Raw genomic sequence first — 2,052 nt, forward strand, 5'->3', positions numbered from 1 at the left:
GCAGATGATTGCTGCTGAAAGTGCGGAATCTGCCGGAGTTTTTGATGTAAATGGGGATGATTTTTTAGATATTGTATCTGGAAGTTATTGGTATGAAGGGCCATCCTTTCTGAAGCGTCATATAATAGGGCAGGTTAAAAGAGTTAACGAGTATTTTGACGATTTTTCAACTATACCGCTTGATGTGAACGGAGATGGAAGAATTCTATTGCTGACCTACATAAAACAGGGAGGATGGATATTATCGTTGCAGGTAAGGATGGCTTATGTGTTTTTTTTTAATGAAGCGCCCTGATTTACTTTTTAAAATATATGTATATTAATAAAATGTTTAAAGCCTTTAAGGTTAGGCGGTAAAAAATCACATTCGTTTTTAAAATAGAATCTTTAATTAAATATTATATGAGCATAAATCGCATTACAACTGTAAAATTATTAGCAACACTTTCTGTCATTCTTATTATTGGAGTTTCTTTTATCGGCAACGTTAAAGAAACTAGTAGAAACAGAGCCAGAGAGTTAGACCCAAAAGTTGAGAAGCTCAAGCTGCTACCCGGCTTTAAGGCCGAACATCTTTACAGCCCTTCTGAGAATAAAAACGGATCGTGGGTAGCGATGACATTTGACGACAAAGGGAGGATGATCACTTGTGATCAATACGGATATCTATATCGATTAACTATCCCCCCAATTGGAACGGATTCTGTTAAATCGAAGACTATTGTCGAAAAGCTTGAGATAAAGATAGAGGGTGATACCACCAAAGAGAAGATAAAAATGGGCTATGCTCAGGGTTTATTGTACGCTTTCAATAGCCTTTACGTGATGGTTAATCATAAAGGTGATACCTCAATGGCTAAGAGTAGTGGTCTTTACCGACTTAAAGATACTAACAATGATGATCAGTATGATGAGATTACCTTGCTTAAAGACCTGGTTACTCCGGGTGGAGAACATGGACCACACAGTATGGTCATTTCTCCTGATAAAAAATCAATTTACCTCATAGCTGGAAATCATGTGGATGTTCCCAAAATGGATGCCTATCGTTTGCCTGAAACCTGGAAAGAAGACAACTTATTTCCGTTAATAAAAGATCCGAACGGACATGCAAATGATCGTTATGCTCCGGGTGGATTTGTTGTCAAAATAAACCCTGAAGGAACAAATTGGGAATTGATCAGTGCGGGATATAGAAACGCATTTGACCTTGCATTTAATGAAGTTGGAGATATGTTTGTTTATGATGCAGACATGGAGTGGGATTTTGGTATGCCATGGTACCGTCCTACACGTATAAGCCATTCAACCAGCGGCAGCGAATTTGGATGGCGCACAGGTAACAGTAAATGGTCGCCGGCTTATCCGGATAACCTGCCCCCAATATTAAACATCGGACAGGGCTCACCTACAAGTCTTTTCAGCGGAATTAATGCACGATTTCCTGAAAAATATCGCAGAGGCTTATTTGCCTTCGACTGGAGCTTTGGAATCATCTATGCCGTTCAATTAATTCCAAGCGGGTCTTCGTACAAAGCAACCGCGGAAGAATTTATTTCCGGTGCGCCATTACCCTTAACTGATGGTATTGTCGGACCAGATGGAGCGATGTACTTTTTAACGGGAGGACGCAGACTCGATTCAGACCTCTACCGTGTTTATTATGACGAAAATAACTTGCCAAATGATCCATTAGTAACGAATACTTCACGTGAGATACTGGAAGCCCGTAAATTAAGACAACGGCTGGAATCATTTCATGGTGCCCCAAATTCAAAAGCTATTGGCCTGGCCTGGCGAAACATGGGGAATGAAGATCGCTTTATCCGTTATGCTGCCCGTATTGTAATGGAACATCAGCCCATTAGCCAATGGCAGGAAAGAGCATTTAAAGAAAAAGATCCACAGATACTAACTCAAGCCATGATTGCTATGGCCAGAACTGGAAACAGAGGTTTACAAATCAGGATGATCAATGCATTAATGGGTATTAACTTCAATGCACTACCTGAATCACAGCAAATAGATGTTTTGAGAGCCTATGAATTGATC

Annotated in this window: 2 protein-coding genes; both read left to right on the forward strand. The window is 40.0% G+C overall.

Annotation, left to right across the window (positions count from 1 at the left end; all coding sequences use genetic code 11):
- Positions 1–295, forward strand: a 295-nt coding sequence (locus WBJ10_RS17325; protein WP_424292574.1) for a hypothetical protein, incomplete at its 5' end; no start/stop codon positions are given.
- Positions 296–402: 107 nt separating this feature from the next.
- The coding region (locus tag WBJ10_RS17330) for a PQQ-dependent sugar dehydrogenase (RefSeq protein ID WP_424292576.1) at positions 403–2,052 on the forward strand (1,650 nt) is incomplete at its 3' end.

Origin of the sequence: Daejeonella sp. (assembly GCF_049655485.1) — a bacterium.
Classification (GTDB): domain Bacteria; phylum Bacteroidota; class Bacteroidia; order Sphingobacteriales; family Sphingobacteriaceae; genus Daejeonella.